At 35.9% G+C, this 15,685-nt stretch carries 12 protein-coding genes and 1 other annotated feature; of the genes, 9 read left to right on the top strand and 3 right to left on the bottom strand.

What is annotated here, in order from left to right; translation table 11 throughout:
- Nucleotides 1-28: 28 nt before the first annotated feature.
- Complete coding sequence (locus NYQ66_RS04355) at nucleotides 29-3,013, bottom strand: transglycosylase domain-containing protein (protein ID WP_259867246.1); 2,985 nt, start codon at nucleotides 3,011-3,013, stop codon at nucleotides 29-31.
- A gap of 122 nt (nucleotides 3,014-3,135) precedes the next feature.
- Nucleotides 3,136-3,341 (top strand) — a binding site (T-box leader).
- A gap of 84 nt (nucleotides 3,342-3,425) precedes the next feature.
- Between NYQ66_RS04355 and tyrS the strand changes: the two genes are divergently transcribed.
- Complete coding sequence (tyrS, locus tag NYQ66_RS04350; protein ID WP_259867244.1) at nucleotides 3,426-4,697, top strand: tyrosine--tRNA ligase; 1,272 nt, start codon at nucleotides 3,426-3,428, stop codon at nucleotides 4,695-4,697.
- A gap of 184 nt (nucleotides 4,698-4,881) precedes the next feature.
- Nucleotides 4,882-5,736, top strand: coding sequence for a nuclease-related domain-containing protein (locus tag NYQ66_RS04345; protein ID WP_259867242.1), 855 nt, complete (start codon nucleotides 4,882-4,884; stop codon nucleotides 5,734-5,736).
- 428 nt (nucleotides 5,737-6,164) lie between these two features.
- On the opposite strand, the gene rpsD is transcribed toward NYQ66_RS04345, so the two are convergent.
- On the bottom strand, nucleotides 6,165-6,767 hold the full coding sequence (rpsD, locus tag NYQ66_RS04340; protein WP_259867240.1) for a 30S ribosomal protein S4: 603 nt from the start codon (nucleotides 6,765-6,767) through the stop codon (nucleotides 6,165-6,167).
- 330 nt (nucleotides 6,768-7,097) lie between these two features.
- Between rpsD and NYQ66_RS04335 the strand changes: the two genes are divergently transcribed.
- The gene (locus NYQ66_RS04335) at nucleotides 7,098-8,975 is read left to right on the top strand and encodes a sensor domain-containing diguanylate cyclase (RefSeq protein WP_259867238.1); all 1,878 of its coding nucleotides are present in this window, start codon (nucleotides 7,098-7,100) and stop codon (nucleotides 8,973-8,975) included.
- A 55-nt stretch (nucleotides 8,976-9,030) separates the two neighbouring features.
- Here NYQ66_RS04335 and NYQ66_RS04330 read toward each other — a convergent pair whose 3' ends face one another.
- Entirely contained in the window at nucleotides 9,031-9,510 is a 480-nt protein-coding gene (locus tag NYQ66_RS04330) for a GAF domain-containing protein (RefSeq protein WP_259867235.1), read from the bottom strand.
- A 126-nt stretch (nucleotides 9,511-9,636) separates the two neighbouring features.
- Between NYQ66_RS04330 and refZ the strand changes: the two genes are divergently transcribed.
- From refZ to NYQ66_RS04300, 6 genes are all read left to right on the top strand, one after another.
- Entirely contained in the window at nucleotides 9,637-10,287 is a 651-nt protein-coding gene (gene refZ / locus NYQ66_RS04325) for a forespore capture DNA-binding protein RefZ (RefSeq protein WP_259867233.1), read from the top strand.
- A 223-nt stretch (nucleotides 10,288-10,510) separates the two neighbouring features.
- Nucleotides 10,511-12,202, top strand: coding sequence for a septation ring formation regulator EzrA (ezrA, locus tag NYQ66_RS04320; protein ID WP_259867231.1), 1,692 nt, complete (start codon nucleotides 10,511-10,513; stop codon nucleotides 12,200-12,202).
- A 10-nt stretch (nucleotides 12,203-12,212) separates the two neighbouring features.
- Nucleotides 12,213-12,542, top strand: coding sequence for a hypothetical protein (locus NYQ66_RS04315; RefSeq protein WP_259867229.1), 330 nt, complete (start codon nucleotides 12,213-12,215; stop codon nucleotides 12,540-12,542).
- A 294-nt stretch (nucleotides 12,543-12,836) separates the two neighbouring features.
- On the top strand, nucleotides 12,837-13,979 hold the full coding sequence (locus tag NYQ66_RS04310; RefSeq protein ID WP_259867227.1) for a cysteine desulfurase family protein: 1,143 nt from the start codon (nucleotides 12,837-12,839) through the stop codon (nucleotides 13,977-13,979).
- A 6-nt stretch (nucleotides 13,980-13,985) separates the two neighbouring features.
- On the top strand, nucleotides 13,986-15,188 hold the full coding sequence (gene thiI, locus NYQ66_RS04305; protein ID WP_259867225.1) for a tRNA uracil 4-sulfurtransferase ThiI: 1,203 nt from the start codon (nucleotides 13,986-13,988) through the stop codon (nucleotides 15,186-15,188).
- Between the two features lie 117 nt (nucleotides 15,189-15,305).
- Nucleotides 15,306-15,509, top strand: coding sequence for an alpha/beta-type small acid-soluble spore protein (locus NYQ66_RS04300; protein ID WP_259867223.1), 204 nt, complete (start codon nucleotides 15,306-15,308; stop codon nucleotides 15,507-15,509).
- The last annotated feature ends 176 nt before the right edge of the window (nucleotides 15,510-15,685 follow it).

Below are 15,685 nucleotides of genomic sequence, written 5' to 3'. Positions count from 1 at the left end.
CTGAATTATTCAGAGGTTATTACTATATTTATTCTTCTTCTTCTTGGTCCCCTTGTTGATCATCGGGTTCCTGTTGATCTGGTTCTGGTGGATTCTCTTCATCAGAACCCTCATCATCATTGTCATCATTGTCATCATTGTCAGGCTTTGGATCTGGTTTTGGCTTTGGATCTTTTGGTTTAGGTTCTGGTTCTGGTTCCGGTTCCGGCTCACTAAAGTCCCCAACTTCAACCGTCTTAGATGCATCTGATTCTTGACCGAAATAATCTACTGCTTTTACATGGTACACTGCTTTGTTGTCAGTAATATTGTATTCTAGATCAATGGTGTGTCCAATCAGTCTAAACGGTTCTCCTGGCTCGGATGCTCTAAAAATGCGATAACCAACAACATCTTTACTTGAAGACTTATTCCAGGTTAAGTTATTACCACTTTTCTGCACGGCTCCAGGTGACTTTGGTGCCTGCCCGTCATCGGTAATTTCTTCGGTATCCGTGTTAGGTATTTGTATATCTGCCCATACACCAGAGTTACTCCTAGGAATCAGTTCTTTTACATTATCTAGTTTGTCGTATTCATTTTCCTTTAACCACTCAGGATTAAAGGCAACACCATCACCTTGCGTAAATTCCTCAGGTGTTCTTTCACCTACGATATATGCCTCATCATCAATCAAGACATATTTTCCTTCGATTAGACTGTTATCTCGTTCAGATGGGACAAAGTTTGCATTGTAAATATCTGTACTAACCAACCCTAAATCACTACATATATCTGATGGTAATTTTCCAGATGTTACACAGTAAGAACGAGAGACAATACCGCCCGGTCGTTCAAAACGCTCGCTTGGTGCCATTAACTCAGGTTTTACTTCGGTTGCCGCATTAACTAACTGTGACCAGAAGGCAACATTTCGTCCACTATATCCACTGTCAAGCACTTTCGGATGGTCATATCCCATCCAACTTCCGACCGTAACATTTGGATTGGTAGCAACAAACCAAGTATCGTGAAATTTATTCGATGTACCAGTTTTACCTGCCCAATCCACGTTCGTATTATTTAAATAGGCTCTTGCGGCAGTTGCAGTACCACGTGCAAGCACATCACGCATCACATCAATCATTAAATAATTGGTCTGTGGTGTGAATACTTCTACGGGTTCTTCACTTTCATGCTGATAGATAATTTCTCCATCAACAGTTTCTATCTTTTCAATCATATAGGCATCTACAAATTTTCCGCCATTACCAAAAGTTGCATAGGCATTTGTGTTTTCTTCAACCGTCACACCGTTCGTTAATCCTCCTAATGACATAGATGGATTAGAATGATCACCTGCTGTTAAATTTGAGAAGCCCATTTTCTCTAAATATTTCGATACGGGATCATCATTGATTATTTGCATATATGTTTTTGCTGCAGGTACGTTATGTGATTTATACAATGCCTCTCTAACAGAAACTAAACCGTAATTTCCACCAGCATAGTTTCCAGGATTCCAAGGTTCAGGCATACCTGGATACTGAAAGACGGTATTCGTATCCGCGATAATCGATCCAGGTTGTACGACACCTGCTTCAAAAGCAGGAGCATAAACCAGTAATGGTTTCATCGTACTACCATTCGGTCTCGGTCCATTTGTAGCATGGTTTGTTTGTTCACGCTCAAAGTCACGTCCACCCACAAAACTGAGAATCTTACCAGTTTCATTCTCAATTAGGATACTTCCTACTTCTACAGGCTCCATTAAGACTTCCATTTCCCCTGTTTCTTCATTTTCCACCATAACTACTTCATTCGTTTTGGGGTCTCTAACTGCCTTGTCTCTACCATAGTTATCATATTCTTTCGCTAATACTTGAAATTTATCATAGATTTGTTTATCAATAGTCGTGTGAATTTTATACCCACTTTGAGCAAGGTGACGATTAGCAAGTATCGTATATTCTTCTACTAAAGTTTCACTATTTTCAAGGTCTTCTTTTGTGTACCCGTCTTTTGTAGCGAGCACATCAACTAGAATATCTGTTGCTCTTTGTTTTATTTCATTTGTTAAGTAAGGATAGTCTTCTAAAGGTGATGAAGTAGGTTCAGCTAAATTTGCTACAATATCGTAATTCATGGCTTCATCATATTCACTTTGGGTAATATAATCCTTCTCTAACATCCTTTGCAATACCGTTTTCATTCGATTTAATCCTGGCTCTAATCCTTCCGCATCTTTTATACTTCCACCATTTTGGAACGGTGTGTAGTAAGAAGGGCTTTGCGGTAGTCCAGCAATAAAGGCAGCTTGCGCAAGGTTAATATCTTTCGCATCTACACCAAAGATACCTTCTGCAGCTGTTTGAATACCCGCAATGTTTTGTCCAGAAGCATTTCTACCGAAAGGCACTATATTCAAATACGCTTCCAGAATCTCATCCTTTTCAAAGAAACGTTCTAAACGTAGTGCAAGCAAAATCTCCTTTGCTTTTCTTTCAAAGGATACCTCATTTGTTAACACTTGGTTTTTAATTAACTGTTGTGTTAATGTACTACCACCTGTTTTCGTAGAAGCATTTGTCGCTTCTTGAAACACCGCTCTAAAAATAGCTTTTGGAACTACTCCTGCATGTGTTTCAAAATACTCATCTTCTGTTGCGATGATTGCGTGTTTTACGTAAGGGGAAACGTCTTTTAATTCAATGACTTCACGATGTAGATCAGAGTTAATTTCCCCTAAGAACACTTCGTCTGCAAAGTATAATTCTGACGTTTCTTCATAGTTATATATGTCTTTTTCCATGCTAGCTTCTGTTCGGATTTCCTCGTCTTTTACAAGTGATGCAAAATAACCTGCGCCTACTCCACCAGCAAAAAACATACCAATAACTCCGATTACCATTAGAAAGAGAATAACATTCCAAACTACATCGTATGTAACGCGAGATGTTTTTTGGAAGATGCCTTTTCTCCACCAATTCTTTAATCCATTGAAAAATTTATAGAAAAAATTATTTGAATTCATTATGATACCTCCTAGACATCAATAATTATTATAGCATAGGCGTCAAATTGGAGACATAAAAAATTTTATTGCTATTGCAATAATTTTTTATATATGGTATTAATGTAACACAATCAAAATATTTTAAAGCTAAGAAAGATTGAAGTAGTAATATAGTTCCCTGAATTAGAGAACTGACGGTTGGTGCAAGTCAGTACAAAACTATGTTATGAATTACGTTCTGGAGCTTCTTCTATTGTATAGAAGACGGTGATACCTCATCGTTATTTTCTTAAGTGGCAATTTATTGCAACAAGGGTGGTACCGCGAGCATAACCTCGTCCCTTTTTTGGGAGGAGGTTTTTTTGTGTCCCTTTTTAGCCATCTTTTGAAATGTTGTGAGGAGCTTTAATAAAGAAGTGGAGTGATTTTGGTGAACATTTTAGAGGATTTAAGACAAAGAGGGTTAGTGCATCAAACAACAGACGATGAAGGTTTAGCGAAGCATTTACAAGAAAACATTGTGACATTGTACTGTGGGTTCGATCCAACAGCAGATAGTCTGCATATTGGGCACTTGTTACCAGCTATGATGTTAAAAAGATTTCAACGTGCTGGTCACCGTCCGATCGCTTTAATAGGTGGGGGGACGGGTATGATCGGTGATCCAAGCGGCCGTTCAACAGAGCGCTCTTTAAACACGCTTGAAGTAGTGCAAGGTTTTAGTGAAAGCATTAAGGAACAATTAGCGGGTATTCTTGATTTTGATAAGGGTGAAAATGCTGCGGTTGCAAGAAATAACTATGAATGGCTTTCACAAATGACAGTGATTGATTTCCTGCGTGATGTTGGTAAACACTTTGGAATTAATTACATGTTGTCAAAAGATTCGGTTGAATCACGCCTGGAAAATGGGATTTCCTTTACTGAATTTAGTTACATGATTCTTCAATCGGTTGATTTTATGAATTTATACGAGAAAGAAAACTGCACACTACAAATTGGTGGCAGTGACCAGTGGGGTAATATCACTGCGGGGATGGAATTAATTCGCAGAACAAAGAGTGTTGCTGAGTCTGAAGCAAAAGCATTTGGTTTAACAGTTCCATTAATTACGAAAGCAGACGGTACCAAGTTCGGTAAAACAGCAGGTGGAGCTGTATGGCTTGATCCAGAAAAAACGTCACCATATGAGTTTTACCAGTTCTGGATCAATACAGATGATCGTGATGTGATCAAGTTTATTAAGTTCTTTACATTCCTAGAAATGGATGAGATAAGCAGTCTTGAACAAGAATTAGAAGCTGCACCAGAGAAACGTGTACCACACACCCGTCTAGCTGAAGAAATGACAAAATTAGTTCACGGTGAAGAGGCATTAAAACAAGCACAAAAAATTACCGAGGCGTTATTTAGTGGAGAGCTTCAAGATTTAAATGGTGCAGAAATTGAACAAGGTTTTAAAGACGTACCTTCTGTTCATTTTGCGAAAGAAGAGATTAGCCTAATAGATCTATTAGTAGAAGCAAAAATCTCACCATCAAAACGCCAAGCGCGTGAAGATATTCAAAACGGTGCCGTGTACATTAATGGTGATCGTAACCAAGACCTTAAGCATGTGGTAGGTGCCGGCGATCGTATCGATGATAAGTTTACGATTATTCGTCGGGGGAAGAAAAAATACTTCCTCATTCGATTTGAATAGAATTAGTTTAGGTTTGGGCTACCAATTTTATTTGGTAGTCTTATTTTTTTTGTTGCAATATTTTGGAAGAAAGATTAATTTAAAAGTGATAGTTATTTATATAGAAGAGAGGGAGTGAGTTATGTTTTTGAAAAATAGAACAGAATCAAGAGAATTGTTGTCTTTCAGGTGTTTAAGGAACAGGATGGATTTAGATGAAAAGGATGAGAAGTACTATCATAATCTAGAGCAAGGGTATCAAGGTGAGTGTCAGTTTGATACATGGTTGACTAAGTTGAATGCTAGTAATCCTGTTATAGTGAATGATTTATTACTAGAACAAAATAATACCCAGTTTCAGATTGATTCCTCGTTGATTGTTAATCGAAAACTCCACATGTTCGAAGTTAAAAATTTTTATGGTGATTTTTTCATAGAAGGTGATCAATGGTTTAATAGAACAGGAACTGAAATTAAAAATCCGCTCCATCAGTTAAGGCGAGCTGAATCGCTTCTACGACAGTTTCTTCAAACTCTTTCGTTAAACGTAACCATCGAGCCTCACATCGTGTTTATTAATCCTCAATTTTATCTTTATCATGCGTCTCCCGATCTCCCAATTATTTTCTATCCACAATTAGAAAGGTTTTTCCAAACACTACATACGTCTCTAACTGGTGCCCAACGAAATAAGGACAGGTTGGCTAATTATTTAATCTCACATCATATAAAAGATGCTGCTTTTTCTAGAGTTCCTGCTTATAGTTTTGAGGAGTTGAGGAAAGGGGTAGTTTGTGGGAGGTGTAACGGTTATTTATCCGAATATTCAAGGGGTTTTTTTATATGTAAAAAATGCAAACAAACTGAAAATATAGACCATGCAGTTTTACGAAATATAGAGCAGTTTAAAATTTTATTCCCAGAAGAGAAACTTATATCAGGAGTTTTAAACGAGTGGTGTGCGATTGTTCCAATTAGGACTATTCAGAGAATATTGGGTAAAAATTATTATAAAATAGGCAAAGGAAGAGGTGCTTACTATATCGATCGTGTGTTGTGAAATAGAGGGTAGGGAGGGGCTAAAGATATTCTAATTTATTGGTGATATAAAGGAGGATAGAGCAATATCTGTTGTTTAACGAGATAAAACAACAGATAAAAGTGAAAGGAAAAGAAATACCTGTTGTTTAACAAGATAAAACAACAGATAAAAGTGAAAGGAAAAGAAATACCTGTTGTTTAACAAGATAAAACAACAGATAAAAGTGAAAGGAAAAGAAATACCTGTTGTTTAACGAGATAAAACAACAGATAAAAGTGAAAGGAAAAGAAATACCTGTTGTTTAACGAGATAAAACAACAGATAAAAGTGAAAGGAAGAAAAATACCTGTTGTGTAACGAACAAATCCCCCCCATTTGAAAGTGTCGAATCGAAACACAAACAAAAAAACACCGATTCCCCAAAAGGATTCGGTGTTTTAAACTTATTAACGAGAGTAGAATTCAACGATAAGTGGTTCGTTGATTTCAGCAGGTAACTCAGAACGCTCAGGTAAACGAGTGTAAGTACCTTCTAATTTTTCTGCATCAAAAGTTACGTATTCAGGTACGAAGTTGTTTACTTCTACTGATTCTTTGATGATGTCAAGGTTTAGAGATTTTTCACGTACACCAATTACTTGACCAGGAGCAACGCGGTAAGATGGGATATCTACGCGAGAACCATCAACAGTGATGTGTCCGTGGTTAACTAATTGACGAGCTTGTCTACGAGTACGTGCAAGACCTAAACGGTAAACTAAGTTATCTAGACGAGACTCAAGAAGAATCATGAAGTTCTCACCGTGGATCCCTTTCATTTTACCAGCTTGATCAAATAGGTTACGGAATTGACGTTCGTTGATTCCGTACATGAAGCGTAGTTTTTGCTTCTCTTGAAGCTGTAAACCATATTCAGATAATTTTCTACGTTGGTTTGGACCGTGTTGTCCAGGTGCGTAAGGGCGTTTTTCTAACTCCTTACCAGTACCAGTTAATGAAATTCCAAGACGACGAGACTTCTTCCATACAGGACCTGTATAGCGAGACATAGTACATCTCTCCTTTTATATATAAGATTTGCATAAAAATAAGACAGTGTGTTCCAATATCGCCAGTCATTTTGTTTTCATGTACCATCGCTCCAGCAGCAGAGAGTTACACGATACACCTCACTTTAGAGGAACAAAATGAAACAAACGGTGGTTCACATAAGCTACCTTTTTTACACAAACTCCATTATATGTTTTTTAGGTTCATAAGTCAATAGGATATGTTTTTCCTTAATTATTGTGAAAATAGTACTATATGTATAGGAAAGTTTAATACTTTCCTATATACTTAATAGTATACATTTACTACTTATGATAGGTGAGATCATTATGGGAATGCAACCTAATTTTATGAATAATGAGCTAAGAAAAACCTTTAAAGAGAAGTTTAACTATAAAAATGACGAAACAATCTTAGAGGTAGCGCAATTGATTAGTGAGTTTTTACCTTCAAAAGGATTAGCTATATATATGTACAATAGTTGGAAGGATAGCTATGAAATAAGTGCACATGTTAGTGATCACGCCATTCCTACAGATCAGTTTCTAGTTGAGCACCTAAAAAAAACACAGATTACTTCAGAAACGTTCAGTGAGTTGCCTACCATTTATAATGGGCAGCATTTATGCAAGGAAGTAACCACTGATGTAGTGGTAATGGTTCCTCTAGATAAGAGTGAAGAATTTGGTTACCTATGTATAATCCTAGATGGCTTCGAACCATCAAAGAATGACTTGCTGCAATTTGAGGTTGTAGCTCAAGAGACCTATAACCTGCTAAGTGGATTAGGTAACTTTTCACAAACTAAGGAAAAAGCAAATAAATATGAACTTTTATATAGAGTGACGCAAAAATTCCATTCTTCTATAAATACTAGTGATGTATTAGGAGAAGTCGTTCATACGTTAAGGAACGTATATCCGCAGTTTAGCTGCAATTTATTTTTATCACAGGATTATCAAAATGATGCTGGGCTGCCAATTAAAGAATTAATCTATAACGATAAATTCGCTAATAAGTCTAGTGTACAAGCTTTTTTAACTGGGAATGTGCGGATAGAAACGAATACAAATAACACGAAATCTCGCCTTTTTGCACCATTAAAAGGAAAGCAAGGGGTTTATGGTGTGCTTCAGATTACAGCACCTAATATATTGCAATTTCCTGAAGATGATATTGAATTTATTACCTTGCTAGCAACTACTGCTGGAAACGCGTTAGAAAATGCTCATTTATACCAACAATCCCAACAACTTATTTCTGATCTTCAATTGATTAATGAAACTTCACATACATTAAATTCTAATCTTCGACTATCTGAAACAACTACCTTTATGAGCAAACAAATTAAAAAATCATTTGGGGCTGAAGAAGTTGGTTTTATTCTCTTTAAAGATAATGAATCTCAAATATTAGAAGGCAGCACAAACTACTTTTTTGGAAAAGAAGCATCCGATTTACTTACCTATATTGTTCCATCGCTAACTGAAAGGAAAGAACCGCTCTTTATCGGTGATTTCAAGCGTAATTACGAAAAATGCAACACTTGCTTCTGTTCTGTTATGGCAATTCCGATGGTACAGTCAAAACAGATTATCGGTGCCGTTATTGTTTTGCATACAGAAGCGTTTTACTTTTCATTTGAAAAGTTCAAGCTAATTAATTCTCTAGTTCATCATTCAACTTTGGCATTTGTGAATTCCATGTTAAGAGAACAATTAGAAAGTCTTGTGATAACGGATTATTTGAGTAAGTTATACTCTAGAAAATACTTAGATGAACGACTAATAGAACATGTGAAGTTAGATTCTCAAGGTGCATTCCTACTAATTGATATTGATAATTTTAAAAAGTTTAATGATACATACGGACATGATGTTGGTGATGAATTAATTATCCAAGTAGCCTCCATCATTAAAAATAATATAATGGAAAACGCTTTTGCGGCTAGGTGGGGAGGAGAGGAATTAGCAGTTTATATTCCTGAGTCTACAATGAAGGAAGCAATGGTAATCGCCGAGAATTTAGTTCGCTTTGTTGCAACTTGCACAAAACCTCGGATAACAATCTCGATTGGGGTCTCGCATTGGGATGAAAAAAATAGGGAGAAAAAGAAGGATTTGGCTCACGCTATATTTGAAGAAGCTGACCAAGCTTTATATCATGCAAAAAGAACAGGGAAAAACAAAGTCGTACAAGCTGATTGAAAATAAAAAAGTAAGGGTACTTTGTGCAATACAAGATCCCTTACTTTTATTTGTTTTAAAGGTGAGCTTGCAAGATTGTCGCGAATTTTTCTAAATAAGTTTGGTCTATTTCATCAAATCGGTCCTTTGATGGACTATCAATGTCTAATACACCATACACATTTCCTTCTTTAAATAGCGGAATAACGATCTCAGAATTACTTGCTGCATCACAGGCAATATGTCCAGGGAATTGGTGAACATCTGCAATTCGTTGCGTTTTACCTTCTTTTACTGCAGTACCACAAACGCCTTTACCACTCTTAATTCTGACGCATGCAGGTAAGCCTTGAAATGGTCCTAATACTAACTCATCTTGCTTCCAAAGATAAAAACCAACCCAATTAACATCTGCCAAAAATTGGCCAAGTAGTGCAGAAGCATTGGAAAGGTTAGCAATCTCATCTGTTTCGCCGTCGAGTAACGCTTCTAATTGTTTTAAAAGTAATGCATAGTCTTTTTCTTTTGTACCTTCGTATTTTTTTACATCGAACAAGTAAATTCCTCCTTAAAATATGAAAAGAACTAAAATTCGACACCTCTAGTACGATATTTGACGAGAGAAAATTGCAGGACTCCGTACATCGATGTCGTAAAAAGTAATGAAAGGGAGATGAAGAAAATGAAAAAAAATGAAACAAAACAAAAGGTAATGGATGCTGCATGTACACTCTTTTATAACAAAGGGTATCACGGAACATCTGTTAGAGATATTGCCAAAAAGGCTTCTGTTAATGTTTCTTTAATAAATTATTATTTCTCCAGTAAGCAAGGCTTGTTAGAATCTGCAGTTATTACTTATTATGAAGAATATTTAATACAGATTGAACAGTCCCTTGCTGAGACCGAAAGCTTACAAGCGATGGTTAGACTAAAGAAAATGATTGAAGCAATTATACAATACAAACAGAAACGACATCAATTTACTTGTTTTATTCAACGTGAATTAACAATAGACTCCATATTTGTTAGAGAAATGATGGTTACGTATCTAGCAAAGGAAAATTATTTAATTAGTAAATTATTTAACGCAGCACTTGAGGGTACATCACACAGTACAATTGATCGAGAATTTTTATTATTACAACTAAAAGGAATGTTGTGCACGCCATATATCGCACCAAGACAATGGAAAAATCAAATTGTTTGGGATCAATCACATGATTTGTTTATATCGAAGTACACAAAATCAATTAACAAATGGTTAGATTATGTAGGAGAAACATACAAACAGGAAGTTACAGACAACGGTTCTACAAAAAAACAAAAATAGTAAGATTATCGAATGTAGAAAAAATATATCGTCTCCTCTTTCCTCTAAAACTCCTTCAAGATCTAGTAAATTCATTTAAAAAAGAAAATGGTGTCAAATTGTTAATAAATTTGAAAAAATTTAGCAAAAAATAGAATGAACATGGTATCATATGGTTAATACATAGCCAATTAATTATAAAAAAAATTATTTACATAGATTCGGAACGATAAGGGGGATAATTATGGCTTATGTCATAGGTAGTATTCTCGTCATAATAGCACTTATAATCTTTGGATTAATCTTAAGAAAAAGGGTATATGATGAAGTGGATCGACTTGAAAGTTGGAAGATGGATATTATGAACAGAAATGTAACTTCAGAGCTGGCAAGGGTGAAAAGCCTGAACCTTTCGGGAGAAACACAAGAAAAGTTTGAAGCTTGGAAAGGTCGCTGGGACCAAATCTTGACGAAAGAATTGCCTGATATCGAAGAATTTTTATTAGATGCCGAAGAATCTGCTGACCGATTCCGTATCCCATCTTCCAAACAGTACTTAAGAGCTGTGGACGATACTCTACGTGGGATAGAAATTAATATAGACCAGATGTTCAATGAATTGGAGCAATTACTTGATTCAGAACAAAATACTAGAAAAGACGTAGAACAAATTATTCCAACCATTAAAGGCCTTAGGAAAACGTTACTTAAACAACGACACTTATTTGGAAAAGCTGAAATTCAATTTGATGTTGAAATTGATAAGATAGAAAGTGAATTAAAAAAGTATCACTACTTAGTTGAAACTGGAAATTACTTTGAAGCACAACAATTAGTAAGTGGTATTAAGGAAAGCGTTTCTTTACTTGAGCAAAAATTAGACGAATTCCCAAATATATTTAAAAGATGTAAAAATGAACTTCCTGCACAAGTGGATGAGTTATTTGCAGGTATAAAAAACATGAAAGAAGAGGGCTATCGAATTGAACATCTTGGTTTCGAAAAAGAACTCCAAGCTATTCAGCAAAGCCTAATGGATGCAGTGGTTCAACTCGAGAGTGGTGATACAAGTAATGTTTTTGAGATTGTTGAACCGATTGAGGAAAGATTAAATGAAATGTACCATTTACTTGAAAAAGAAGCTGTTGCAAAATCATATGTAGAAAAGCATATGACAGGCTATTTCAAACTCATAGATGAAGTGGGTCAAGCATACGAACAAATGAATGAAGAAGTAGAGCTATTACAAGAAACATATTACTTAGAACAGTCAGACTTAGAATTGCATATGAGTTTAGAAAAATGGGTGAATCAACTAGAGAAGCAATATGAACAATTACAAGTGGATATAAAAGAAGAAAAAATAACAAACATTGAAATTAAAGAAAAAATTGAGACTGGCTTTAAAGAATTAGTTGATCTAAAAGAATCCCAAGAAGAGTTTAAAGAGCAGATAAAAACCATTAGAAAAGATGAAATAAACGCCAAGCAAAGAATTGTTGAAATGAGAAAAGAGTTGTTTGAGACAAATCGTAAGTTGCAAAAAAGTAATATTCCTGGTGTTCCATCTTTTATTTGGGAGTTACTGCAAGAAGCATCTCAAAAAAGTGAAGTTGTTTTGCAAAACCTTGAGGGAAAACCATTAGATATGGGGAAAGTGCAACATTCGTTGGGTGAAGCTGATAAAGCGGTACAGGCTGTTGTTACTCAAACAGAACAGTTATTGGAACAAGCTTATTTGGTAGAAACAGTTATCCAATACGCAAATCGATATAGAAGCCAATATGCATTATTAGCGGCTAAACTGTATGAAGCAGAACGCAAATTTAGAAACTTCGAATACGAAAATGCATTAGAGGAAGCAGCGAGTGCACTAGAGGCGATAGAGCCAGGAGCGCTAAAACGACTAGAGGAATATATCAAGATCCCAAGTTAGGGTGTTATACATGAAGAAATGGATTGTTGTTACTTTTGGTGCGGCATCTCTAGTTGTATGGTTTGCAGTCATATGGATTTTTCTAGGGATAGAGCATAGAGCTGAACAAAATACGGGGAAACTACACGACTCTTCTCAAAAAACGCTAAGCATACCGCTAATGGAAAATTACAAAAGGTTTGATGAACCTGTTGGCCAAGAAATAGCGGATGAAATTGATTCGAATGAAACAATGGAAAGTACGTCGGTATCTAAAACACAGAAAGCGCTACATGAACTTTCGGTTGACAATGAAGTTTCTATTGATGATTTATTAACTGCACTGGGAATTGAATACTAAAAGACAAAAGAAATATGAAATCCTTCCTTTCTATATTCAAAGGAAGGATTTTTGCTTTAAGAAAAATTATTTAGTTCATAGTTTGTATAAACTCCGCAGTAACAAGGAGAAAGTTTAAATAATCAAACATGTAATAAAAAAACACTGTAAAATAACCGATAAGTCATTTCCATATTTGTCTTATCGACTAATTATCCGTACAATGAAGACGAATTGTCTCCAATTTTGTTTTCATTACCCTGGATGTATGTTACTATATTGCAATGCAATAAGAGGCTAGCGAGGAGATTCTAAATGATTTATTTAGATAATAGTGCGACGACAAAACCATATCCAGAAGTGGTTGAAAGTTTTCGGCAAGTTTCTGAAAAGTATTATGGCAATCCATCTTCCGTTCATTCATTTGGAACAGAGGCAGAAAAGCTCTTGAGAATGGCAAAACAGCAAGCAGCTTCATTGTTACACGTACATGAAGATGAAATTGTGTTTACTTCTGGCGGAACAGAAGGAAATAACACTGCCATTAAAGGAATAGCGCTTGCGCATCAAAATAGGGGCAAACATATTATAACAACACAAATTGAACATCCATCTGTATTAGAAGCTTGTACAGCACTTGAACGGCTTGGTTTTGATGTTACTTATTTACCTGTTAACAAACAAGGCATCGTATCGGTTGAAGATGTAAAGAATGCTATAACAAAGGATACGATCTTAATTAGTATTATGCATGTGAATAATGAACTCGGAACGATACAACCAATTAAAGAAGTTGGAGCAATTGCTAAACAACATCCAAAGCTTTTTTTTCATGTTGATCATGTGCAAGGGTTTGGTAAAGTTTCCATACCTTTACATGATAGTGGAATTGATTTATGTACAATTTCAGGACATAAAATCCATGGATTAAAAGGAACAGGATTGTTATATATTAAACGAAATACAACTATTTTTCCGTTAATGCATGGTGGAGATCAAGAAATGGGCTATCGATCCGGTACAGAGAATTTAGCTGGCATCGTATCATTAGTAAAAGCAATACGGTTATATTTTGATCATGCTAACACGCGTACCAACCATGTGAAAAGGTTAAACGAAAAACTGCGGGCGTGTTTATCTGAAATAAATGGCTTAGTGATTAATACACCTGATCACGATTATGTGGATCATATTTTGAATTTTTCCCTGCCTGGTTTTAAGCCAGAAGTAGTTATTCACGCGCTGGGTGAAAAGGAAATTTATATTTCTACAAAATCAGCTTGTTCATCGAAGCAACCAGATGAAAGTGTAGTTCTAGCTGCATGTGGTTTAGATAAAGCGATAACGAAATCGGGACTGCGTGTAAGTTTAGCATACGATAATTGTGAGGAAGATATAGAGGCTTTTTGCGAAGCCTTGAAAATGATAAGAAACCAATTAAGCGAAGTAATGGGGTAGATGAATATGTTTTATGATCACATTGTAATACGATATGGAGAGTTATCTCTAAAAGGAAGAAACAGAAAGCTATTTACAACGAAACTTCATGAGCATGTTATAAAAAAACTAAAGCCATTTGAAGGAACTAGAGTAAAAAAGCTGAGAGATCGTATGTACATCATTTTAAATGGCGCAGATCCTGAACCGATTATTGAGGAATGTAGACACATCTTTGGAATTCAAAGTTTAAGTGTTGCCATTAAAGCGGAAAACGAACCAGATAAAATAAAAGAAGCAGCCTTGTTTGCATTGCAACAAGGAAAAAATGTCTCCACATTTAAGGTTACGACAAAGAGAGTAAACAAAGATTTTCCAATTGATTCGCAAGCGTTTAATCATATTGTGGGTGGACATTTACTCTCGAATACGGATGGATTTACAGTTGATGTTCATCATCCAGATATGGAAATTCATATAGATATTAGAAATGAAGCAACGTATATTACTTCAGCACGTATCTTGGGAGCAGGTGGCTTACCGGTAGGATCTTCCGGAAAAACTTTATTATTATTATCTGGTGGTATTGATAGTCCAGTTGCGGGTTACATGGCCATGAAGAGAGGCGTGCAATTGGAGGCTATTCATTTCCATTCCCCACCATATACGAGTGAAAGAGCCAAACAGAAGGTAATAGACCTAGCTGAAGTGTTATCTGAATATGGAAATAATATAAAGATTCACGTTGTTCCATTTACTAAACTGCAACAAAAAATCCATCGTGAAATTCCACATGGTTATTCCATGACGGTCATGCGTCGGATGATGATGCGAATTAGCGATCAAATCGCAAGAAAAGAAGGAATTTTATCGTTAACTACTGGAGAAAGCTTGGGACAAGTGGCAAGTCAAACAATGGAAAGCATGCATGCAATTAATGAAGTGACGAATTACCCTATTATTAGACCACTCGTTGCAATGGATAAAGAGGAAATCATACGCATATCACAACAAATCAATACGTATGATATTTCAATTCGTCCGCATGAGGACTGCTGTACAGTTTTTGTTCCTAAATCACCAAAAACAAAGCCAAGAACAGAGAAAGTCATTCAGTTTGAAGGCTTCAACGATTATGCTGCAGACATTGCTGAAACAATTGAAAATGTGGAAGTCATAGAAATTGCAAAAAGCACTAAAGACGACCAAGATATGATGGAGTTATTTTAATTAGAGCAGAAACGCATTAACTGGTACGGGATGAAACATCTACCAGTGAATTACATGAATGATTTACCCTTCTCCTGCGCATTCTAACAAATGTAACGAGGAGGAGGTGAAAAAGACATGGCAAGCAACAACAGTTCAAACCAATTATTAGTGCCTGGTGTAAGTCAAGCACTAGATCAAATGAAATATGAGATCGCACAAGAGTTTGGTGTAAGCTTAGGTGCTGATACAACTTCTCGTGCTAACGGTTCAGTTGGTGGAGAAATTACTAAACGACTAGTTCAAATGGCTGAACAACAACTAGGTGGTCAACCTAAATAATTATATATCAATGGCTTAAAAGGGTAGTGGATATTCCACTATCCTTTTTTACGCGTTAAGGCTAAGAATCCTGTCGTTGCGTAATCATTCTCCAAATGACGAGCGAATGCGAGTTTTTCTTATATATGGTTACATTCTTTTGTTTTTGTTAAAGATTATTGTACACTATAACAATA

This window comes from Aquibacillus koreensis (assembly GCF_025154055.1).
Lineage (GTDB): Bacteria > Bacillota > Bacilli > Bacillales > Amphibacillaceae > Aquibacillus_C > Aquibacillus_C koreensis.
Note: the sequence above shows the minus strand (reverse complement) of the source record. Positions and strands in the feature narration are given on the sequence as shown.